This is a genomic window from Streptomyces sp. NBC_00568 (assembly GCF_026341855.1).
Classification (GTDB): domain Bacteria; phylum Actinomycetota; class Actinomycetes; order Streptomycetales; family Streptomycetaceae; genus Streptomyces.
This window is the reverse complement of record NZ_JAPENW010000001.1, coordinates 5,127,191-5,148,614: the sequence shown is the minus strand read 5'-3', so window position 1 is coordinate 5,148,614 and position 21,424 is coordinate 5,127,191. Positions and strand designations below refer to the sequence as shown.

Below are 21,424 nucleotides of genomic sequence, written 5' to 3'. Positions count from 1 at the left end.
ATTGCCTGGACGGGGCTCTCGCCGTGGCGAACTACCGGGGATCAGTGGTGGCCGTGGCCGCTCGTGATCTCCTTGTACTCCTCGACGGTGGGCTTGGGGATCTGGTTGTCCTCCCCGTAGAAGCCCTCGCTCATCTTGGCGCGCAGCTTCTGCGTGCCCGAGACCTTGCGCTCGACACCGTTCTCGTCGACCGTCGGGCCGATCTCGGCCGGCTTGTACTGCTCGTGCGCGGTGAGCGTGTGCAGCGCGTCCTGGCTGAGCGGCTCGTGGACCTCGATGAACTCACCGTGCGGCAGGCGCTTGATGATGCCCGACTCGCGGCCGTGCAGCACCTTGTCCCGGTCCCGGCGCTGGAGGCCGAGGCAGATCCGCTTGGTGGCGATGAACGTGAGCACCGGCACGACGAAGAACGAGATCCGGACGAACCAGGTGATCGAGTTGATCGACAGGTGGAAGTGCGTGGCCCAGATGTCGTTGCCGCCGCCGACGAGCAGGACGAAGTACCAGCTGATCCAGGCGGCACCGAACGCGGTCCGGGTCGGGACGTTGCGCGGGCGGTCCAGGATGTGGTGCTCGCGCTTGTCGCCGGTGACCCAGGACTCGATGAACGGGTAGACCGCGATCGCGACCAGGACCAGCGGGAAGATCACCAGCGGGATGAACACGCCCAGGACGAGCGTGTGGCCCCAGAGGTTGATCTCCCAGCCCGGCATGACACGGATCAGGCCCTCGGAGAAGCCCATGTACCAGTCGGGCTGGGCGCCCGTGGACACCATGTCCGGACGGTACGGACCCATCGCCCAGATCGGGTTGATCGAGGCGATCGCGGAGATGGCCGCGATGACACCGAAGACCAGGAAGAAGAAGCCTCCGGCCTTGGCCATGTAGACCGGCAGCAGCGGCATGCCGACGACGTTGTTGTTCGTCTTGCCGGGGCCCGCGAACTGCGTGTGCTTGTGGTAGAAGACCAGGATCAGGTGGCCCACCACCAGGCCGAGCATGATGCCCGGCAGCAGCAGCACGTGCACCGAGTAGAAGCGCGCGACGAAGTCGCCGCCCGGGAACTCGCCGCCGAACAGGAAGAACGACAGGTACGTGCCCACGATCGGCACGGACAGGACCGCGCCCTCCATGAAGCGGACACCGGTGCCGGAGAGCAGGTCGTCCGGGAGCGAGTAACCGGTGAAGCCGGTGAACATGCCGAGGACGAACAGCAGGAATCCGAAGACCCAGTTGACCTCACGGGGCTTGCGGAACGCACCCGTGAAGAACACGCGCATCATGTGCACGAACATGCCGGCGAGGAAGATCAGCGCCGCCCAGTGGTGGATCTGCCGGATCAGCAGACCACCGCGCACATCGAAGGAGATGTGCATGGTCGAGTTGAACGCCTCGGACATCAGCTGGCCCTGCAGCGGGACGTAGCTGCCGTGGTACTCCACCTCGTTCATCGACGGGTGGAAGAACAGCGTCAGGTACACACCCGTGAGGATGATGATGATGAAGCTGTACAGGCAGATCTCACCCAGCATGAACGACCAGTGGTCGGGGAAGATCTTGCGCATGTTGGACTTGGCCAGGGAGTAGATCCCCAGACGGCCGTCGGCCCAGTCGGCCACCCGCTCACCGGCGGGCGCCTTCTCGCGCGAGGAGCGCGAGCCGGAGGTGGTGGTAGTGCTCATCCGCGCTCCCAGAATGCAGGACCGACGGGCTCCTGGAAGTCGCTGAGAGCCTCGAGGTAGCCCTCAGCGTTCACGCCGATCTGCAGCTGCGGCAGGGCGTGACCCGCCGGGCCGAAGATGACCCGGGCACCGTCGGAGAGGTCGAAGGTGGACTGGTGGCACGGGCACAGGGCGTGGTGCGTCTGCTGCTCGTACAGGGAGATCGGGCAGCCGACGTGGGTGCAGATCTTCGAGTAGGCCACGATGCCGTCGTAGGACCACTCGAGTTCCTGCTTGTCCTTGATGTTGTCCGGCTGGAGCCGGATGATCATCAGGGCCGCCTTGGCGATCTCCTTCTGGAAGTCCTCGTCGTGCTCCTCCAGGCCCTCGGGCTTGGCGAAGGTGAGCGAACCGACGGCCACGTCCGAGGGACGCAGCGGCTCGTTCGTGTTCATGTTGACGAGGAGCTTGCCCTTTGACCACAGCGTGTGGCGCAGCTTCGTGCCCGGCAGCGGACCGAGGTCGCGCAGCAGCATGACGCCGGAGAGCGGGAACAGGGCCAGCGCGCCGAACATCGTGTTGCGGATCAGCTTGCGACGGCCGAGCGCGGACTCCTTGGCACCCGCCTTGAAGTCGGCCATGACCTTGGCCTTGACCTCGGGCTCCGCCTCGATCGCGTGACGCTCGTCGGCGATCTCCACGTCGGACATCAGCGTGCGGGCCCAGTGGACCGCACCCGCGCCGATCGCGAACAGCGCCACACCGAGCGTCATGCCCAGCGCGAAGTTCAGCGCGCTGATGTGCCCGAGCGGGAAGACGAAGACCGACTTGTCGTTCGGGATCGCCACGTACGAGGCGATGAACCCGACGGTGGCCAGCATCGACAGCACGAACAGCATGGCGACAAGGCGTTCGGACCGCTTGGCGGCCCGCTCGTCGATGTCCTGGATGCGGTGCTCATGGGGCGGAAGCCCGGGGTCCGCGAACGGGTTCTGCTCGTCCGCGACGGCTACCGAGCCACGACCGTGCCCGGTGTGGTCGTCGGAGGCCCGCTCAGCGGGCACGTTCTCTTCTGGAATGTCTTGGCTACTCATGACTTCTTGGCCTTTGCGGTCCGAGCGGCGACCCAGACGGCGACGGCGACCAGGGTTCCGAGACCGAAGACCCAGCCGAACAGGCCCTCGCTGACCGGCCCGAGGCCGCCCAGCTCAAGACCGCCGGGGCTCACGGTGTCGTCACCGTTGACCGCGTCGAGGTACGCGATGATGTCCTGCTTGTTCTTCTCCGTCAGCGTGGTGTCGGGGAAGGACGGCATGTTCTGCGGGCCCGTCTGCATGGCCTCGTAGATGTGCTTCGGGTCGACACCCTCCAGGTCGGGCGCGTACTTGCCGTGTGTCAGCGCGCCGCCCTTGCCGGTGAAGTTGTGGCACTGGGCGCAGTTGGTGCGGAAGAGTTCACCGCCCTTGGCGATGTCCGCGCCCTCGGGGCTGACCTGGCTCTTCGTCGGGATCGTGGGACCCGCGCCGAGCGAGGCGATGAAGGCCGCGAGCTGGTCGATCTCGGCCTGCGAGTAGATGACCTTCTTCTTCGGGATCTGCGCGCCCGGCTGCTGGGCCGGCATACGGCCGGTGCCGACCTGGAAGTCGACCGCCGCGGCGCCCACACCCACCAGGCTCGGCCCGTCGGTGGTGCCCTGACCGCCGGCTCCGTGGCAGCTTGCGCAGCCCACGGCGTACAGCTTCTTGCCCTCGGTGATGCCGAGGGACTGGGCGGTTTCATCGGCCTGCGCCTTGCCCGCGGGTGCGAACGCGGCGTACAGCCCCCCGGTGGCCGCCAGCGCGAGGAGTAGGACGACGACCGCCGCCAGCGGATGGCGTCGTCGTGCGGAGAGCTTTTTCACGGATTACCCCGGTGTCAGGATCTTCTGCGTCGGTGCTTCTGGATGTTCGGGCGTGGGCCCGATTACTTGATCAGGTAGATCGTGGCGAAAAGGCCGATCCAGACGACATCGACGAAGTGCCAGTAGTAGGACACGACGATGGCGGCGGTTGCCTGCTCGTGAGTGAATCTCCGAGCCGCGTAGGTGCGAGCGAGGACCAGCAGGAAGGCGATGAGGCCGCCCGTCACATGCAGTCCGTGGAAGCCGGTGGTCAGGTAGAACACCGAGCCGTACGGGTCGGAGGAGAGCGAGAGCCCGTCCTTCGTGACCAGTTCGGTGTACTCGAAGACCTGACCGCCGATGAAGATCGCACCCATGATGAAGGTGACGATGAACCACATCCGGAGCTTCTTCACGTCCCCGCGCTCGGCGGCGAAGACGCCGAGCTGACAGGTCAGGGAGGAGAGCACCAGGATCGTGGTGTTCGTCGCCGAGAACGGAAGGTTCAGGCTGGACGCCATTTCCTTCCAGTGATCCGGCCCGGTCACCGATCGCAGGGTGAAGTACATCGCGAAGAGGGCCGCGAAGAACATCAGCTCGGAACTCAGCCAGATGATGGTTCCGACGCTGGTGAGGTTCGGCCGATTGACCGACGGGTGCGCGTGCCCGGTTTCTACTGTCGTTGCTGTCGCCACGACCGACATTATGTCGGTCGCTTATCCCGCCCTCACCCCGGGGGGTGCCGTTCGGAGTGTTGATGGGGTGTGTCCAGCCCGTATGGCCCATCGAAGCCGTGTCCGAACCGGTGCTGACGAGGTGTTCAAGGGAGTAGCATCCGCGCATCGGGCAGGGATGGATCAGCCCGATGGCTCGATGTCCGTACGACGCTGACGTCTCGGAGGAAGAATGCAGCCGACCGCCACGGTGCTGGTCTACAGCGACAACTCCAACACCCGCGCACAGGTGCGGCTCGCCACCGGGCGCAGGCCCGCCCCGGACGTGCCCGTCGTCGAGTTCATCGAATGCGCGACGCCGGCGGCCGTCATCAAGGAGCTGGACAGGGGCGGCATCGACGTCTGCGTGCTGGACGGCGAGGCGGTACCCATGGGCGGCATGGGGGTGTGCCGGCAGATCAAGGACGAGATCTTCAACTGCCCGCCCGCGCTGGTGCTCATCGCCCGCCCGCAGGACGCCTGGCTGGCCACCTGGAGCCGTGCCGACGCCGCGGTGACCCTGCCGGTCGACCCGGTGGAGTTCGCCGCCTCCCTGGCCTCTCTGCTGCGTCGCAAGAACCTTCTGAGCGCCTGAGGACCCGCGCCCCGCGAGGGGCGCGGCCTCACACACTCTCGGGGCGCAGCCTCGCGCGCTGGGCCGGGCTGGGAGCGTCCGGGGACCCGGCCACCAGTGCGCTGCCCTCGCGCCAGTTCTTCCAGCCGAGGTTCCAGTCGCCGAAGCCGTTGCCGAACGGGTCCATCGTCTTGCCGTCGGAGTTGACGACCTTGACGAGGTCGCCCTCGTTGAAGGTGTTGAAGAACCACTCGGCGTTGCCGGTGCTCATGCCGGTGCAGCCGTGGCTGACGTTGGCATAGCCCTGAGAGCCGGTCGACCAGGGCGCGGCGTGCACGTACTCGCCGCTCCAGGTGACCCTCGTCGCGTAGTAGACGGGCAGGTCGTAGGAGTCCGAACTGCCCTCCGCGATACCGATGCTGGTCCCGCGCATCCGTACGAAGTACTCCTTGCCCAGCACGACCTTGACGCCGTTGCGGGTGTCGAAGCCGGGCTTGCCGGTGGTGACGGGGATCTCCTTGATCACCTCGTCGTTGCGGTAGACCTTCATGGAGTGCGTGGCGGCGTCGGTCAGCGCGATCAGGCGGTCGCCCGTGGTGATCTTCACAGTCTTGGCGTTGCCGCCCCACAGCCGCTCGCCGACCCTGACGCCGGCGAGGTTGCTGTGCGCCGTGATGGTGGCGTGGGTGGGCCAGTACTCCTTGGGGCGGTAGTGCAGCGTCTTGTCGTCCACCCAGTGCCAGGTGCCGGCCACCTCGGGAGTGGAGTCGACCCTGAGGCCGCGCTCGACGACCTTGCGGGCCGCCTTGTCCTTGACGGGAGCGCTGAGTTCGGCCGTGATGGGCTGGCCGACGCCGTACTTGCCCGCCTTGGGGCCGAATTCGACGTTCAGCAGCTTCTTGGTCTTCGGCGTGCTGGTGTCGAAGCCGATGACCTTGCGGCCGGGCGCGCCGTCCTCGTCCTCGGTGCTCACGCGCACCGTGTAGTGGGTGCCGGCGGCCAGGGGCGAAGTGCTGTGCCAGCGGCTGCCGTCGGCAGCCAGCTCGCCGGCGACATAGCGTCCTGAGGCGTCTGTGGCGGTCACGTCGGTGATGCGCCCGTCATCACTCTCGGAGGTGATTTCCAGGGGCTTGTCGGGGTCGACCTTGCCGGACTTCTCGCTGTCTCCGGCGGGACCCTTGAACGAGATCTCTTCCGCCGCGTCGTACGGCTTCGCCGAGAGCGGGTGGCCGTCGGAGCCGCAGGCGGTGGTGCCCGCGCCGAGGGCGACCACCAGCGCGGTGCAGCTGACGACCGTGCGGATTCGCGGTGAGTGCTTCATGAGCTCACGCTATGAACGCTCGTCAAGCACGGCGCGCCGAGTGAGCCGACCGAGGGACAAAAGTCGTGGCAAACGAGGGAGCCCGGACTCTCCTGACGGAGTGTCCGGGCTCCCGGGCGTTCAGCGCGTGCTACTGGGTGCGGTTCTCACCGTGGTAGTACTCGAAGACCCAGCCCCACAGGCCGAGCATGATGAGCGGGGCCGAGAAGTAGAGCAGCCACCAGCCGAAGACGACGCCCAGGAAGGCGAGGGCGCCACCGACGCCGAGCGAGAGCGGCTGCCAGCTGTGCGGGCTGAAGAAGCCCACTTCGCCGGCCTCGTCCGCGACGTCGGCCTCCTTGTTGTCCTGCGCCAGCTGGTCGACACGCCGGGCCGTGAAGGCCAGGTAGTAGCCGATCATGATGCTGAGGCCGAAGCCCATGAAGAGGGCCGTGGTACCGGCCGGCTCCTTGGACCACACGCCGTAGACGATCCCCATGACGAGGATGAACACGGCCAGCCAGATGAACATCTTGCCTTGGACCTTCACTTGCCGGCCTCCTTGCCACCAGCGAGGGACGCCGAACCGTGACCGGCGTTCTCGAGCTGGTCGAGAGCGGCGATCTCCGGGTGGTGCAGGTCGAACGCCGGGGATTCACTGCGGATCCGCGGCAGGGTGAGGAAGTTGTGCCGCGGCGGCGGGCACGAGGTCGCCCACTCCAGCGAACGGCCGTAACCCCACGGGTCGTCGACCTCGACCTTCTTGCCGTACTTGGCCGTCTTCCACACGTTGTAGAGGAACGGCAGGATCGACAGGCCGAGCAGGAACGAGCTGATCGTCGAGATCGTGTTCAGCGCGGTGAAGCCGTCGGCCGCGAGGTAGTCCGCGTAACGACGCGGCATGCCCTCGGCACCCAGCCAGTGCTGCACCAGGAACGTGCCGTGGAAGCCGACGAACAGCGTCCAGAAGGTGATCTTGCCGAGACGCTCGTCGAGCATCTTGCCCGTCATCTTCGGCCACCAGAAGTGGAAGCCGGAGAACATCGCGAACACCACGGTGCCGAAGACCACGTAGTGGAAGTGCGCCACCACGAAGTAGGAGTCGGACACGTGGAAGTCCATCGGCGGCGAGGCCAGGATGACGCCGGTCAGACCACCGAAGGTGAAGGTGATGAGGAAGCCGACGGCCCAGAGCATCGGTGTCTCGAAGGACAGCGAGCCCTTCCACATCGTTCCGATCCAGTTGAAGAACTTCACGCCGGTCGGTACGGCGATGAGGAACGTCATGAAGGAGAAGAACGGGAGCAGCACGCCACCGGTGACGTACATGTGGTGCGCCCACACGGTCACGGACAGACCGGCGATCGCGATGGTCGCGCCGATCAGGCCCATGTAGCCGAACATCGGCTTGCGCGAGAACACCGGGATGACCTCGGAAATGATTCCGAAGAACGGCAGCGCGATGATGTACACCTCTGGATGGCCGAAGAACCAGAAGAGGTGTTGCCAGAGCAGGGCCCCGCCGTTGGCCGGGTCGAAGATGTGGGCACCGAATTTCCGGTCCGCCTCCAGGGCGAACAGCGCCGCCGCGAGGACGGGGAAGGCCAGCAGCACCAGGACCGCGGTGAGCAGCACGTTCCAGACGAAGATCGGCATCCGGAACATCGTCATGCCCGGAGCGCGCATGCAGATGATCGTGGTGATGAAGTTGACCGCGCCGAGGATGGTGCCGAAGCCGGAGAAGGCCAGACCCATGATCCACATGTCGGCGCCGATGCCCGGCGAGCGGACGGCGTCCGACAGCGGGCTGTAGGCGAACCAGCCGAAGTCGGCCGCACCCTGCGGGGTGAGGAAGCCGCCCACGGCGATCGTGGAACCGAAGAGGTACAGCCAGTAGGCGAACATGTTCAGCCGCGGGAACGCCACGTCGGGCGCGCCGATCTGCAGCGGCATGATCCAGTTCGTGAAACCGGCGAACAGCGGCGTCGCGAACATCAGCAGCATGATCGTGCCGTGCATCGTGAACGCCTGGTTGAACTGCTCGTTCGACATGATCTGCAGACCGGGACGCGCCAGCTCGGCACGCATGAGCAGCGCCATGACGCCACCGATGCAGAAGAACACGAACGACGTCACCAGATAAAGCGTGCCGATCGTCTTGTGGTCAGTGGTGGTGAGCCACTTGATCACTACGCTGCCGGGCTGCTTGCGCCGTACCGGCAGCTCGTTCTCGTACGAGTCTTCGGCGGCGGCACCCTGGGGTTCATTGAGGATGCTCACAGGTTGTTCGTCTCCCGGTTCTTCTCGTGGCCCGTCTGCTCAATGCCGGCCGGGACGTAACCGGTCTGTCCCTTCGCCGCGAGCTCCTTGAGGTGGGCCTCGTAGCGCTCGGGGGAGACGACCTTCACGTTGAAGAGCATCCGGGAGTGGTCGACGCCGCACAGCTCGGCGCACTTGCCCATGAAGGTGCCCTCGCGGTTCGGGGTCACCTGGAACGAGTTGGTGTGCCCCGGGATGACGTCCTGCTTCATGAGGAACGGCACCACCCAGAAGGAGTGGATGACGTCACGCGAAGTGAGGACGAAGCGGACCGTCTTGCCCTTGGGGAGCCAGAGGGTCGGACCGGGGTTGCCCGTCTGCGGGTTCTTCGTACCGGGGGTACCGACGTCGTAGACACCGCCGGCGTTCGCCGGGAAGTCAGCCTTGAACCGGTCCGGAATGGCGGCCAGGTTCGGGTCCGTCTTGGCGTTCCCGGAGGAACCGGGGACGTCCGCGACATAGTTGAAGCCCCAGCTCCACTGGAAGCCCACCACGTTGACCGTGACGTCGGGCTTCGGCTTGAGGCTGAGGAGCTTCGTCTCGTCGCGGGCGGTGAAGTAGAACAGCACCGAGACGATGATGAGCGGGACCACCGTGTACAGCGCCTCGATGGGCATGTTGTACCGGGTCTGCGGAGGAACTTCGACCTTGGTCCGGCTGCGCCGGTGGAAGACGACGCTCCACAGGATCAGGCCCCAGACCAGCACGCCCGTGGCGAGCGCGGCCGCCCACGAGCCCTGCCAGAGGGAGAGGATCCGCGGAGCCTCCTCCGTGACCGGGGTGGGCATACCAAGGCGGGGGAAGTCTTCCCAGTTGTACGAGCAACCAGTGGCTGTCGCCAGGACCAGGCCCGCAGTCATTGCCTGCAGCAGCTTCCGCCGCATCGGGCGCCGCGGCGTGGGGGTACCGCCCGCGCCCCCCAGGGCGTGGGGGAGGTCGGAGCCGTTGGGACTCACGTAGCGCCTTCCCGAGAGTCTCGCCCGCGCTGTTGGCTGCGGCCTTCTCGCTGGTCGGTCGCCGCCCTGCGTCGGGCAGGGGTTTGGATGTTTATGCGGACCAAACCCTACTGGACGCTATTTGGGGTCGCGCGGGGAGGGTGCCCAACGCGCCGCCCGACTCCCCGAAGGAGTGCTGTTTCTCCTGGAAGGCGCTCTCAGGGCTCCTGGAATGCCCCAGTCCGGATGGCTTCTGACGCCCCCTCCGGAGCACGGGCTAGCGTGGTGGCGTGTCCTACTTCGACGCCGCGTCCGCGGCTCCGCTGCACCCGGTCGCCCGACAGGCCCTGCAGGCCTCGCTCGATGAGGGGTGGGCCGATCCCGCCCGCCTGTACCGCGAGGGCCGCCGGGCCCGGCTGCTCCTCGACGCGGCCCGCGAGGCGGCGGCCGACGCGGTGGGCTGCCGCCCCGACGAACTGGCCTTCACCACCTCCGGCACCCGCGCGGTGCACTCCGGGATCGAGGGCGCCCTGGCGGGCCGCCGGCGAGTCGGACGCCACCTGATCGTGTCAGCCGTCGAACATTCGTCGGTGCTCCATTCGGCAGACGTCCACGAGGCGTCGGGCGGCGCGGTGACCCAGGTTCAGGTGGACCGCGCGGGCAGGGTGTCCCCTTCTTCCTACGCCGCGGCCCTGCGCCCCGACACCGCGCTGGCCTGTCTTCAGTCCGCCAACCACGAGGTGGGCACCGAGCAGCCGGTGGCCGAGGTAGCACAGATGTGCCGGGAGTCGGGGGTGCCGCTGCTGGTGGACGCGGCGCAGTCGCTGGGCTGGGGGCGGGTGGAGGGCGACTGGTCCCTGCTGACGGCAAGTGCCCACAAATGGGGCGGCCCTTCGGGCGTCGGACTGCTCGTCGTACGCAAGGGGGTCCGGTTCGCGCCCCAAGGGCCCGCTGACGAGCGGGAGTCGGGGCGGGCGGCCGGGTTCGAGAACATCCCGGCGATCGTGGCGGCGGCGGCCTCGCTGCGAGCCGTCCGCGCGGAGGCGGCCGGGGAGGCGGCACGGCTGCGCGAACTGACGGAGCGGATCCGCGCACGGGTGCCCGCGCTGGTGCCGGATGTCGAGGTGGTCGGAGACGCGGTCCGCCGGCTCCCGGGGATCGTCACCTTCTCCTGTCTCTACGTCGACGGGGAGACCCTGCTCCACGAACTGGACCGGAGCGGCTTCTCGGTCTCCTCGGGCTCGTCCTGCACGAGCAGCACCCTCACCCCCAGTCATGTCCTGAAGGCCATGGGCGTGCTGAGCGAGGGCAACGTGCGGGTGTCGCTGCCGCCCGGCACCCCGGAGGAGGACGTCGACCGCTTCCTGTCGGTCCTCCCGGGCGCGGTCTCGGGGGTCCGCGAGAAGCTGGGCGTGACGGAGACGGCGACGAAGACCCCCGCCTCCGTCGACTCGCTGGTGGTCAACGCGCTGGGCAGGAGGTGCCCGATCCCCGTCATCGAGCTGGCAAAGGTCATCGGGGACGTGCCGGTCGGCGGCACGGTCCGGGTCCTCTCCGACGACGAGGCGGCCCGTCTCGACATCCCGGCGTGGTGCGAGATGCGGGGCCAGGAGTACGTCGGCGAGGAAGCGGCGGACCACGGCTCGGCCTATGTGGTCCGCCGGCTGTCCTAGGACAGACCCCGGTCCCGGAGGCCGGGCCGGGACCTCGACCCGGGCGAGGCGGACTCCCGCCGCCGCCCGGGCGTGTCCGGCCCGGACCCTCCCCTAGGAGAGGTGGGCCCGGACCTCGGCGGCGGCGTCATGGCCGTACGCCTTGGTGAAGCGGTCCATGAAGTGGGCGCGGCTCAGCTGGTACTCCTGGGTGCCGACCGTCTCGATGACGAGGGTGGCGAGCATGCAGCCGACCTGGGCGGCGCGCTGCAGGGAGACACCCCAGGCGAGACCGGAGAGGAAGCCGGCGCGGAACGCGTCACCGACGCCGGTCGGGTCCGCCTTGAGCTCCTCCTCGGGGCAGCCGACCTCGATCGGGTCCTCGCCGGAGCGCTCGATACGGACACCGCGCGAGCCCAGGGTGGTGACCCGGTGGCCGACCTTGGAGAGGATCTCCTCGTCGCTCCAGCCGGTCTTGGACTCGATGAGTCCCTTCTCGTACTCGTTCGAGAAGAGGTACGTCGCCCCGTCCAGCAGTATCCGGATCTCGTCGCCGTTCATGCGAGCGATCTGCTGCGAGAAGTCGGCGGCGAACGGGATCGCGCGCGAGCGGCACTCCTCGGTGTGGCGGAGCATCGCCTCGGGGTCGTCCGCACCGATCAGAACGAGGTCGAGACCGCCGACCCGGTCCGCGACGGCCTTGAGCTCGATGAGGCGGGCCTCGCTCATCGCGCCCGTGTAGAAGGAGCCGATCTGGTTGTGGTCGGCGTCCGTGGTGCACACGAAGCGCGCGGTGTGCAGCACCTCGGAGATCCGGACGGACTCGGTGTCGACGCCGTGCCGGTCCAGCCAGGCACGGTAGTCGTCGAAGTCGGAGCCTGCCGCCCCGACCAGGACCGGACCGGTACCGAGCTGGCCCATACCGAACGCGATGTTCGCGCCGACCCCTCCCCGGCGGACGTCGAGGTTGTCGACCAGGAAGGAGAGGGAGACCGTGTGCAGCTGATCCGCGACCAGCTGGTCGGCGAATCGGCCGGGAAAGGTCATGAGGTGGTCGGTGGCGATGGAGCCGGTGACTGCGATACGCACGGCTAGGACACGCTCCTGCGAGGGGAGGGGGATTGACAGTTAACGCTACCGGGTCGGTGGACGCCCTCTGAAGCGGCCAAAACTACCCGATAGTAGATCTTTCTTCGTGACGGCAACGGTGCATACGGTTCCGGTATGACGAACCTCAAGGTCCATGACACCGCTCCGCTCGGCCCGGTCAGCGACCTGGAAGGCGATATGGCGTCGCTGCGCGGCGACTGCGCCCGGATGGCCGGCCACTGGTCGGCTCCCGCACCGGTCTCTTCCCTCCCCGTCTCCCCCTCACTCATCCACGGGGTGACCGTTCCGCCCACCTCCGCACGACTGCTGGACGCGATGTCCGACTACGGGGACTGATCGGCCCCGGCCCGAGCGGTGCCGCCGTACGGGTGAGAGTCCGGCGGCGCCGAACGGGTGAGTACGGAGAGCGCCCGCAGGGAACCGTGCGCTCCCCCGCTGCGTCCCATCGCTGTCCCCCGTAAAGGGGATGCGGTATACGACCCTGGAGAGCCCGTCATTGACAGGGCCGGGTCATGGGACAGCAGTGGAGCCGAAGGAGCGATGCGGTGAGCACCGAGCGACCCGACAACGACGCGACGGACCCCGTCGAGGGTCACGCCCAGGGTCCCGTCGAGGGCGCCACCGAGCGCGCCGTCGACGGCACTGTCGTGGGCCCCGACGCGGGTCCCACCGAGGGCGCCGTCGAGAACCCCGTCGATGAGCCCACCGAGGCGCCCGCCGAAGGTTCCGCCGAGGCCCCCGGCGAGGCCACCGCCGGTGACTCCACCGGGGAAACCGCCGAGCGCCCTGTCGAAGCGCGGACCGAGGGCGCGGCCCAAGGGCCCGCGGAGAGCCCGGTCCAAGGGCCCGCGGAGGGCGCGGCCGGGAGTCATGGCGAGGACACCGGGGACGGTCCCGCCCAGGAGCCCGTCGAAGGCGCGGCCGAAGGGCGATCCGAGGGGCCCGGCGAAGGCACTTCAGAAGGTCACGCCGAGGGGGCCGGCGAAGGCAGCGTCGAAGGTCACGCCGAGGGGTCTGCCGAAGGTCACGCCGAGGAGGCTGGCGAAGGCAGCGTCGAGGGTCCTGCCGAGGCGCCCGCCGAAGGCAGCGTCGTGGGTCCTGCCGACGGCACCGGCGAAGGTTCCTTCTCGGGGATCGTCGGAGGGCCCGTCGTGGGTGCCGGGGCGGGTGGGGCGCGGCGGCGGAACACGCCGGCGGTCGTCGCCTCGGTCGTCGCCGCGGTGCTGCTCGTCGGGGGCGGCGGAGCGTACTTCGCCGCGACCGCGTCCGGCGGTGGCCGTTCCGGTACGCCCGGCGGCGACGCCACTCCCCCGCCGCTCGCCCTCGACGGCTACTCGGAGAGCACCACGAGCACGGGGTCCACGGGCGGCACCGCCGGCATCGCGCCCGGCGAGCCCAACCCCTACGGCGCGACCTACCGCGCCGACGGCGAACTCCCCGCGGGACCGGGCTCGGCGCGCGTCCGCTGGGCCGAGGGCAGGGTGACCGGGGCCGAGGTGGCCCGGCTCGCGAAGGCCCTGCGCCTCTCGGGCACCCCACGGCTGGCCGGGGACACCTGGACGGTCGGCTCCGTCAAGGACGCCGCCGAGCCGAACCTGCGGGTGAACGCGGACGCACCGGGGACCTGGACCTTCAGCTCCTACATTCCGGGAACCGACAACTGCCCCAGCAGCAAGCTGTGCCGGCCCATCGGCTCCGGCTCTCTGACCCAGTTCGCGCCGGACCCGGTGAGCGAGGCGGCGGCCAAGAAGGCGGCGGCGCCCGTGCTGAAGGCCGTCGGCCAGGACGACGCGAAGCTGGACGCGAGCCAGCTCATGGACCGGGTGCGGGTGGTGAACGCCGACCCGCTGGTGGGCGGACTGCCCACGTACGGATGGACGACCGGCCTCCGGATCGACGTGGACGGTCATGTCATCGGCGGCAGCGGCCAGTTGAAGGCGCCCGTGGAAGGGGACACCTACCCGGTCGTCGGCGCGCAGAAGACGCTGGACCTGATGAACGGGTCGGCGTCGGGCGACGGGCGCATGGGCATCGGCGGCTGCGCCAGCCCCGTACCGCTCAAGGACCGGGACGAGATGCCGTGCGAGCACCCGACCCCGGCGCCGAAGCCGGAGGCGGTGACCGTCGAGAAGGCCACCTTCGGACTGGCGGCGCACCGCGCGAACGGGCGGCAGGCCCTCGTGCCGTCCTGGCTGTTCGAGGTGCGGTCGCCGGGCTCCGAGGACACCTACACCGTGACGCATCCGGCGGTCGACCCGAAGTTCCTGGCCTCGACGGCACCGTCGGCGCAGCCGACCCCGGTGCCGACCGCGCCGCAGGACGAGCCGTCCTCGCCGGCGGCCACCCGTGACGTGGACATCCAGGGCTACACCGCGGAGGGCAAGGACCTGACGGTCGGCTTCACCGGCGGGGTGTGCGCCGACTACACGGTGTCGGCGAGCGAGAGCTCCGGCACGGTGACCGTGACCGTGACGGAGAAGCCCTGGAAGAACAAGGTCTGCATCCTGATCGCCAAGATCTACGAGAAGACGGTGCACCTGGAGAAGCCGCTCGACGGCCGGAAGGTCGTGGGGACGGACGGCCAGGCGATCCACGAGGGCAGGATCACGATGCCCGAGGCGTCCGGAGCGGCGTCCGCGGGGCCCCGCTAACGGCCGTCCCGGTCCCGGATACGCGAAGGCGGCGTCCCTGTCGGAGGGGGACGCCGCCTTCGTCCGTACTCGGCGCGTGCGTGCGCGTTCAGCCGGAGCCGTGAGCCGCGGGCTCGGCTCAGTGGCAATCGGGGCCGACCGAACCGGGCCCGGTCGATCCCGGGCCCCGCCGGTCCCGGACCTAGCTGAAGGAGTCGCCGCAGGCGCAGGAGCCCGTCGCGTTCGGGTTGTCGATCGTGAAGCCCTGCTTCTCGATGGTGTCCACGAAGTCGATCGAGGCGCCGCCCAGGTACGGGGCGCTCATACGGTCGGTGACGACCTTCACACCGTCGAAGTCCTTGAGGACATCGCCGTCGAGCGAGCGCTCGTCGAAGAAGAGCTGGTACCGCAGGCCGGAGCAGCCGCCGGGCTGAACGGCGACGCGCAGCGCCAGATCCTCGCGGCCTTCCTGGTCGAGCAGGGCCTTGACCTTGGCCGCGGCGGCGTCGGACAGGATGATGCCGTCGCTCACGGTGGTGGTCTCGTCCGATACGGACATCTGCTTCTCTCCCGGGTTGTACGGAGACTGCTTGCCGACGGTTGCAACCGGCGGGGCCGCGGATTCATTCCGGGCCGAGCTCATGTCTTTGCCTTGTCTCTTCATGCTCGCACATGCGCCTGCGCACGAACACCGGCCTGTGGACAACCCCACGTACACCCGGGTGTCCCCCGCCGGAGAGGCGACCGGGATTCACGTCACATGGACGCTATGGCCATCGTCAACGTGACGTGAAGCGGTTATGATAGATAGCGTCAATTCGACGAAAAGGCATCGTTCCGCCGGGCCCGCTTCCTTACGAGGCCCGGCGAGCCGCAGAAACAGAAAGGGTGCGTGTCGTGACCACCGCCCAGACCCAGGAGCTCGACGTACAGCCGACGCCCCTCGCCCTGCTGCTGCTCGGCCGCGAGGCCGACCCGAGGAGCGAGCGGGGCGTCGAGTGCCCCGGCGACCTGCCCTCGCCGTCCGACCCGAACCTGGTCGAGCGCGCCCGTGCGGCCAAGGAGAAGCTCGGCGACAAGGTCTTCGTGCTCGGCCACCACTACCAGCGCGACGAGGTCATCCAGTTCGCGGACGTCACGGGCGACTCCTTCAAGCTGGCCCGGGACGCGGCGGCCCGTCCGGAGGCCGAGTACATCGTCTTCTGCGGTGTGCACTTCATGGCGGAGTCGGCCGACATCCTCACGGGCGACGCCCAGAAGGTCGTCCTGCCGGACCTCGCCGCGGGCTGCTCGATGGCCGACATGGCCACCGCCGAGCAGGTCGCCGAGTGCTGGGACGTGCTGACCGAGGCCGGCATAGCCGACCGGGTCGTGCCCGTCTCGTACATGAACTCGTCCGCGGACATCAAGGCCTTCACCGGCAAGCACGGCGGCACGATCTGCACGTCGTCGAACGCCCAGCGGGCCCTCGAGTGGGCCTTCGAGCAGGGTTCGCAGGTGCTGTTCCTGCCCGACCAGCACCTCGGCCGCAACACCGCCGTCCGCGACCTGGGCATGTCCCTGGACGACTGCGTGCTCTACAACCCGCACAAGCCGAACGGCGGGCTGACCGCGGAGCAGCTGCGCGACGCGAAGATGATCCTGTGGCGCGGCCACTGCTCGGTGCACGGCCGCTTCAGCGTGGACTCGGTGAACGACGTGCGCGAGCGCATCCCCGGCGTCAACGTCCTCGTGCACCCCGAGTGCAAGAACGAGGTCGTCGCGGCGGCGGACTACGTCGGCTCCACGGAGTACATCATCAAGGCCCTGGAGGCCGCCCCTGCCGGTTCCAAGTGGGCGATCGGCACGGAGCTGAACCTCGTACGGCGCCTCGCGAACCGTTTCGCGCCCGAGGGCAAGGAGATCGTCTTCCTCGACAAGACGGTCTGCTTCTGCTCGACGATGAACCGCATCGACCTGCCGCACCTGGTGTGGACCCTGGAGTCCCTCGCCGAGGGCAACCTCGTCAACCGCATCGAGGTCGACAAGGAGACCGAGGCGTTCGCGAAGCTGGCGCTGGAGCGGATGCTGGCACTGCCGTAGACCGCGCGTCACGCGGCGCCGCCTCCGGCCCGGAGGCGACACGTCGTCGCCGCGGACCTGGCTCATCGGCAAGGGGCGCCCCTCGGACACGAGGAGCGCCCCTTGCCGATGAGCCATCAGCAGTAGAGGTTGGCTCCCGGCGCGACGCCGAGGATCGAGGTGAAGCGCTGGTAGGCGTCCACGCGGCTCTGCACCTGTGCGGGGTTCCTGCCGTCGCACTCCAGCGAGCCGTTGATGCTGCGGATGGTCTGGCCGAAGCCGGCGCTGTTGACCATCGCGTTGTGGGGGGTCATGGTGCCGGGACCGGACTGGGTGTTCCAGTACCAGAGGCCGGTCTTCCAGGCCACGGCCGAGTCGTTCTGGACGAGCCAGGGGTTGCCCAGCAGGTCGATGCCGAGGGCGTCGCCCGCGGCCTTGTAGTTGAAGTTCCAGCTGAGCTGGATCGGGCCGCGCCCGTAGTACGCCGCCTGGCCGGCCGGGCAGCCGTAGGACTGGCTCCAGTCGCAGTAGTGCGGGTAGTTGGCGGTGTTCTGCTCCACCACGTAGACCAGACCGCCGGTCTCGTGGTTGACGTTGGCGAGGAACGCGGCCGCCTCCTGCTTCCGGACCGTGTCACTGCCGGTTCCGGTGAAGGCGGGGTAGGCGCCGAGGGCCGCGGTCAGGCCGCTGTAGGTGTAGAAGCCGTTCCGGTTCGGGAACATCTGATTGAACTGCGCCTCGGAGACGACGAATCCGCTCGGGGTGCCGCCGCCGGTGGCCGGCGCCGTCCACTTCTGGTTCGCACCGCCGGTGCAGGTCCAGATCTGCAGCCGGGTGCCGTTGGCCGAGTTGTTCCCGGTGACGTCGGCGCACTTGTCGGCCTGGGGGTTCACGATGTCCCGGGCCGCGGTGACGACCCACTTCTGGTTGGGGCCGCCGCTGCAGTCCCACAGCTGGAGCTGGGCGCCGGAGGCGGTCGAGTTGCCGGTGACGTCCAGACACTTGCCGAGCGCCCGGATCGTGCCGTCCGCACCGACGTTCCACTGCTGTGCGGCGGTGCCGTTGCAGTCGTAGAGCTGGACGGCCGTGCCGTTGGCGGTGCCCGCTCCCGCCACGTCCACGCACTTGCCCGCGAGGCCACTGATCTGCCCCGTGGCGGCCGCGGCGGGCGACGCCGGGAGCACGCTCAGCAGTCCGAGGACAAGGGTGCCGGCCGCGGCGTACGCGGCTCGTCTCCATCTCATATGCATGCCCATGTCATACCTTTCGCCGAGGTGCGCTCCTGGCGCTCCGGTGGGGGGTCGAAAGAGAGGTCTTCATCAGTTGTTTTAAGGCGTGAGTAAAACCTCGTCAAGGCTTTGGTATGGACCATTTACGGGCGGCTCGGAGCAGGCCGAAAAGGAAGGGGCCCCCGCCCCGGCGCGTGAACGCCGGGGCGGGGGCCCCTTCCTGGAACCGGGTCAGACTCCGGCCGGCTCCGGGGACTTGTCCTCCTGGCCGACGGCAGTCCCGCCGGCCTTCGCCTCCCGCTTGGCCGCCTTCTTCTTCGCCCGGCGCTCCTTGCGGAGTTCGATCATCGCGTAGAGCGTCGGAACGAGCAGCAGCGTCAGCAGTGTCGACGTGATGAGGCCACCGATCACGACCACCGCGAGCGGCTGCGCGATGAAGCCGCCCTCGCCGGTCACGCCCAGCGCCATCGGCAGCAGGGCGAAGATCGTCGCCAGTGCCGTCATCAGGATCGGGCGGAGCCGGTGACGGCCGCCCTCGATAACGGCCTCGACCACGCCGTGACCCTGCGCGCGGTACTGGTTGATGAGGTCGATCAGCACGATCGCGTTCGTCACCACGATGCCGATGAGCATCAGCATGCCGATCATCGCGGGGACACCCATCGGGGTGCCCGTGACGACGAGCAGGCCGATCGCGCCGGTCGCCGCGAACGGGATCGACACGAGCAGGATCAGCGGCTGGACCAGCGAGCGGAAGGTCGCCACCAGCAGCATGAAGACGATCGCGATCGCCGCCAGCATCGCGAGGCCGAGCGACGCGAACGCGTCGTCCTGGTCCTGCGAGACACCACCGATCGATGCCGTGGCACCGGCCGGCAGCTTCAGCTTCTTCAGCTTCGCCGTGAGGTCCGCGCTGACCGCGCCGGTGTTGTCACCGGTCGGCCTGGCCGTGATGGTGGCCGCCCGCTGGCCGTCGATCCGGGTCATCGAGACCGGCCCGTCGACGACCTCCACCTTCGCGATGTCACCGAGCTTCACCGCGCCGAGCTTCAGCCCGCGCAGCTCCGCCAGCGTGGTCGCCGGCTCGGCGGACTTGATGACGATGTCCCGCTCGGTGTCGTCCAGGATCGCCTTGCCGCTGGTCGTGCCGCGTACCGCCTGGGCAACGGCCGCGCCGAGCGTGGCGTCGTTGTAACCGGCCGCCGCCGCCTTGGAGTTGGCCTCGACCGAGATGCGCGGCACGCTCTGGGACAGGTCGCTCGTGACGTCCGTGACGTCGCCGAGCTTCGCGACCTCGTCGCGGACCTGGTCGGCCGCCTTGCGCAGCACGTCCCCGTCGGCCGCCTTCACGACGACGCTGAGGTCCTGGCTGCCGAAACCGTCACCGGCCGCGACCGTGGTGGTGCCGAGCCCGGAGAGCTCGCCGAGGCCCTTCTCGATGCGGTCCTGGACGTCCTTGTAGGACGCCGAGTCCTCCAGCATGACCTGGTACGACGCCTGGTTGGTGTCCGTACCGCCGCCGAAGGCCGCCATGAAGCCGGAGGATCCGATGGTGACCTGGTAGTCCTTGACGCCCTTGACGCCGTCGAGGAGCTTCTCGACCTTCCGCGCCTGCTCGTCGGTCGCCGCCAGGCTGGCGCCCGGCTTCAACTCCTGCTTGACGGTGAGGACTTCCTGCTCGCCCTGGTCGAAGAAGTTCGTCTTCAGCAGGGGCGCCATGCCGAACGTGCCGACGAGCACCGCGGCCGCGATCAGCACACTGGTCAGCCGGCGACGGGTCGCGAAGCGCAGGACGGGGACGTAGAAGCGCTGCAGACGGCTGCGCTCCTCCTTCGCCTCGGCCTGGCGCCGGGCCTCCTCCGCGTCCGCGGAGGTGCCCTTGGGGGCACGCAGGAACCAGTACGAGAGCACCGGGACGACCGTCAGCGAGACGAGCAGGGAGGCGAGGAGCGCCGCCGTGACCGTCAGGCTGAAGGAGCCGAACAGCTCGCCCACCATGCCGCCGGTCAGACCGATCGGCAGGAAGACGGCGACCGTGGTGAGGGTCGAGGAGGTGACCGCGCCGGCCACCTCGCGGACCGCCGTGAGGATCGCTTCCTCACGCTCCTCGCCGTACCCGAGGTGCCGCTTGATGTTCTCCAGGACGACGATCGAGTCGTCGACGACCCGGCCGATCGCGATGGTGAGCGCGCCCAGCGTCAGCATGTTGAGCGACAGGTCCCGGGTCCACAGCACGACCAGGGCCAGCACCACGGACAGCGGGATGGACACGGCGGTGACCAGCGTCGAGCGGACCGACGCCAGGAAGACCAGGATGACCAGGACCGCGAAGAGCAGACCGAGGGCGCCCTCGGTGGTCAGTCCGTGGATGGACTTCGAGACCGCCGGGCCCTGGTCGCTGACGACGGTGATCTTCGCCCCCGCGCCCAGGTCCGCCCGCAGGCCGGGCAGCTTGTCCTTGACCGCGTCGGAGATGGCGACGGCGCTGCCGTCGTGGTCCATGGTCACCATCACGGCGAGGCTCGGGCTGCCGTCGGTGCGCGTGATGGAGTCGGCCTTGGCCTGCTCCTGCTTCACGGTGGCGACACTGCCGAGGCGCACCGGCTTCTTGCCGGGCTGCCCCGCGACCATCAGGTCCTGGATCTGCCCCAGCGAGGTGAAGCCGCCGCCGACCCGCACGGTCTGGTTGCTGCCGCGCTCGTCGAAGGAACCGGCCGGGACGGTCGCCCCGCCCGCCTGGAGGGCCTGGCCGAGGGCGGCCGTGGTGAGGCCGGCCTTCGCCAGCTTCTTCTCGTCGGGCGTGACGGTGACCTGGAGGTCCCGCACACCGGTGACCGCGACCCGGCCGACACCGTCGATGCCGTCGAGGGCGGGGACGACCGTGCGGTCGAGCTGGTCCGCCAGGGCCTGCTGGTCCTTGCCGGAGGTGACGGCGAGGACGACGGTCGGCATGTCGTCCGTCGAACCGGCGATGACCTGCGGGTCGACGTCGTCCGGGAGCTGGGCGCGAGCCCGGTTGACGGCCTGCTGGACGTCGGCGACGAGCTGCTTGGTGTCGTTGCCGTAGTCGAAGGACGCCATGATCACGGCGTTGCCCTCGCTGGCGGTGGAGGTGACACCGGTGATGCCGTCGACGGCTTCGAGGTTGTCCTCGAGGGGCTCGACGACCTGCTTCTCGACCACATCCGGAGACGCACCCTGGTACGGCGCGAGCACGGACACCATGGGCAGTTCGATGGTGGGCAGCAGCTGCTGCTTGAGCTGGGGGATCGCTATCGCCCCGAAAGCGAGCGCGATGATCGACATCAGCCCGATGAGGGCCCGCTGCGCGAGGCTGAATCTGGACAGCCAGGACATGGGT

The 21,424-nt window shown here is 68.7% G+C and carries 17 protein-coding genes; 5 read left to right on the top strand and 12 right to left on the bottom strand.

Annotated features, from left to right (window positions below):
* Positions 1 to 41: 41 nt before the first annotated feature.
* From OOK38_RS22300 to OOK38_RS22285, 4 genes are all read right to left on the bottom strand, one after another.
* The gene (locus OOK38_RS22300; RefSeq protein WP_266757860.1) at positions 42 to 1,682 is read right to left on the bottom strand and encodes a cytochrome bc complex cytochrome b subunit; all 1,641 of its coding nucleotides are present in this window, start codon (positions 1,680 to 1,682) and stop codon (positions 42 to 44) included.
* Positions 1,679 to 2,755, bottom strand: coding sequence for a ubiquinol-cytochrome c reductase iron-sulfur subunit (locus tag OOK38_RS22295; RefSeq protein ID WP_266757861.1), 1,077 nt, complete (start codon positions 2,753 to 2,755; stop codon positions 1,679 to 1,681). Before OOK38_RS22295 ends, OOK38_RS22300 begins: the two co-directional genes overlap by 4 nt.
* Positions 2,752 to 3,561: a c-type cytochrome gene (locus tag OOK38_RS22290; protein ID WP_266757862.1), complete on the bottom strand. Its 810-nt coding sequence runs from the start codon at positions 3,559 to 3,561 to the stop codon at positions 2,752 to 2,754. The genes OOK38_RS22295 and OOK38_RS22290 overlap by 4 nt, the downstream gene beginning before the upstream one ends.
* A 62-nt stretch (positions 3,562 to 3,623) precedes the next feature.
* A complete protein-coding gene (locus tag OOK38_RS22285; protein WP_266757863.1) occupies positions 3,624 to 4,244 on the bottom strand; it encodes a heme-copper oxidase subunit III in 621 nt (206 codons plus the stop codon).
* A gap of 202 nt (positions 4,245 to 4,446) precedes the next feature.
* Here OOK38_RS22285 and OOK38_RS22280 point away from each other — a divergent pair, with 202 nt between their 5' ends.
* The gene (locus tag OOK38_RS22280; RefSeq protein WP_266757864.1) at positions 4,447 to 4,848 is read left to right on the top strand and encodes a hypothetical protein; all 402 of its coding nucleotides are present in this window, start codon (positions 4,447 to 4,449) and stop codon (positions 4,846 to 4,848) included.
* Positions 4,849 to 4,876: 28 nt separating this feature from the next.
* Here the strand turns inward: OOK38_RS22280 and OOK38_RS22275 are convergent, their stop codons facing one another.
* The 4 genes from OOK38_RS22275 to coxB all read right to left on the bottom strand — a co-directional run bounded on the left by OOK38_RS22275 (position 4,877) and on the right by coxB (position 9,330).
* Complete coding sequence (locus OOK38_RS22275; RefSeq protein WP_266757865.1) at positions 4,877 to 6,148, bottom strand: Ig-like domain-containing protein; 1,272 nt, start codon at positions 6,146 to 6,148, stop codon at positions 4,877 to 4,879.
* Between the two features lie 130 nt (positions 6,149 to 6,278).
* On the bottom strand, positions 6,279 to 6,677 hold the full coding sequence (locus OOK38_RS22270) for a cytochrome c oxidase subunit 4 (protein ID WP_266757866.1): 399 nt from the start codon (positions 6,675 to 6,677) through the stop codon (positions 6,279 to 6,281).
* Positions 6,674 to 8,407, bottom strand: a complete 1,734-nt coding sequence (gene ctaD / locus OOK38_RS22265) for a cytochrome c oxidase subunit I (protein ID WP_266757867.1) — start codon at positions 8,405 to 8,407, stop codon at positions 6,674 to 6,676. The genes OOK38_RS22270 and ctaD overlap by 4 nt, the downstream gene beginning before the upstream one ends.
* A complete protein-coding gene (gene coxB, locus OOK38_RS22260) occupies positions 8,404 to 9,330 on the bottom strand; it encodes a cytochrome c oxidase subunit II (RefSeq protein ID WP_266765640.1) in 927 nt (308 codons plus the stop codon). The genes ctaD and coxB overlap by 4 nt, the downstream gene beginning before the upstream one ends.
* 341 nt (positions 9,331 to 9,671) lie before the next feature.
* Here coxB and OOK38_RS22255 point away from each other — a divergent pair, with 341 nt between their 5' ends.
* Positions 9,672 to 11,054, top strand: coding sequence for a cysteine desulfurase/sulfurtransferase TusA family protein (locus tag OOK38_RS22255; RefSeq protein WP_266757868.1), 1,383 nt, complete (start codon positions 9,672 to 9,674; stop codon positions 11,052 to 11,054).
* 93 nt (positions 11,055 to 11,147) lie between these two features.
* On the opposite strand, the gene OOK38_RS22250 is transcribed toward OOK38_RS22255, so the two are convergent.
* Positions 11,148 to 12,122 carry a carbohydrate kinase family protein gene (locus tag OOK38_RS22250; RefSeq protein ID WP_266848733.1) on the bottom strand — a complete coding sequence of 325 codons (975 nt, stop codon included), beginning with the start codon at positions 12,120 to 12,122 and terminating at the stop codon, positions 11,148 to 11,150.
* A 135-nt stretch (positions 12,123 to 12,257) separates the two neighbouring features.
* Between OOK38_RS22250 and OOK38_RS22245 the strand changes: the two genes are divergently transcribed.
* Positions 12,258 to 12,479 carry a hypothetical protein gene (locus OOK38_RS22245; protein ID WP_266757870.1) on the top strand — a complete coding sequence of 74 codons (222 nt, stop codon included), beginning with the start codon at positions 12,258 to 12,260 and terminating at the stop codon, positions 12,477 to 12,479.
* A gap of 209 nt (positions 12,480 to 12,688) precedes the next feature.
* Positions 12,689 to 14,794, top strand: coding sequence for a hypothetical protein (locus OOK38_RS22240; protein WP_323178820.1), 2,106 nt, complete (start codon positions 12,689 to 12,691; stop codon positions 14,792 to 14,794).
* A gap of 181 nt (positions 14,795 to 14,975) precedes the next feature.
* On the opposite strand, the gene OOK38_RS22235 is transcribed toward OOK38_RS22240, so the two are convergent.
* Positions 14,976 to 15,332 (bottom strand): iron-sulfur cluster assembly accessory protein, encoded by a 357-nt coding sequence (locus tag OOK38_RS22235; protein ID WP_261706957.1) that lies wholly within the window; start codon positions 15,330 to 15,332, stop codon positions 14,976 to 14,978.
* Between the two features lie 338 nt (positions 15,333 to 15,670).
* On the opposite strand from OOK38_RS22235, the gene nadA reads away from it, so the two are divergent.
* Positions 15,671 to 16,855 carry a quinolinate synthase NadA gene (nadA, locus tag OOK38_RS22230; RefSeq protein ID WP_266757871.1) on the top strand — a complete coding sequence of 395 codons (1,185 nt, stop codon included), beginning with the start codon at positions 15,671 to 15,673 and terminating at the stop codon, positions 16,853 to 16,855.
* Positions 16,856 to 16,971: 116 nt separating this feature from the next.
* On the opposite strand, the gene OOK38_RS22225 is transcribed toward nadA, so the two are convergent.
* Positions 16,972 to 18,084 (bottom strand): glycoside hydrolase family 19 protein, encoded by a 1,113-nt coding sequence (locus OOK38_RS22225; protein WP_266848731.1) that lies wholly within the window; start codon positions 18,082 to 18,084, stop codon positions 16,972 to 16,974.
* A gap of 210 nt (positions 18,085 to 18,294) precedes the next feature.
* Positions 18,295 to 21,420 (bottom strand): efflux RND transporter permease subunit, encoded by a 3,126-nt coding sequence (locus OOK38_RS22220; RefSeq protein ID WP_266757873.1) that lies wholly within the window; start codon positions 21,418 to 21,420, stop codon positions 18,295 to 18,297.
* Positions 21,421 to 21,424: the final 4 nt, after the last annotated feature.